The organism is Halorubrum sp. SP9 (assembly GCF_005435015.1).
In the GTDB taxonomy this organism is placed as follows: Archaea; Halobacteriota; Halobacteria; order Halobacteriales; family Haloferacaceae; genus Halorubrum; species Halorubrum sodomense.
Genome location: NZ_SGXU01000309.1, coordinates 1 through 517, shown reverse-complemented (window position 1 = coordinate 517; position 517 = coordinate 1). Strand labels below are relative to the sequence as shown.

Below are 517 nucleotides of genomic sequence, written 5' to 3'. Positions count from 1 at the left end.
GATACTGAAGGAACACTCGGGGATGGAACTCGGAAATTTCCACATCGCGTACAGCCCGGAACGAATCAGTCCCGGAGATGATTCCCACACGCTCCGCTCAACGACGAAGATTCTCTCCGCTAGTGACCCCGAGAAGGAGGAGGAATTAGCCGCTCTCTACGAGTCGATTCTGACCGAAGAGACGCACATAACGCCGACGATACGGGTCGCGGAGGCGGCGAAAGTCATTGAGAACACACAGCGCGACCTCAACATCGCGCTGATGAATGAGCTGAGTCAGCTGTTCACTACGATGGAGATTGACACGGCCGCGGTGATTGATGCGGCGGCGACGAAGTGGAACTTCCACGAGTATCATCCGGGATTGGTCGGCGGCCACTGTATCGGCGTGGACCCGTACTACCTTACTTACAAAGCCCAACAGGAAGGCCATGACCCTCAGGTGATCTTGGCCGGACGCTCAATCAACGACCGTATGTACAGACAGGTCGTTGAGATGGTACTGAAAGGTCTTAAT

At 55.1% G+C, this 517-nt stretch carries 1 protein-coding gene; it reads left to right on the top strand.

Annotated elements, in window-relative coordinates; genetic code table 11:
- Positions 1–517: nucleotide sugar dehydrogenase (locus EXE45_RS17665; protein ID WP_369333767.1), on the top strand; the 517-nt coding region annotated here is incomplete at both ends.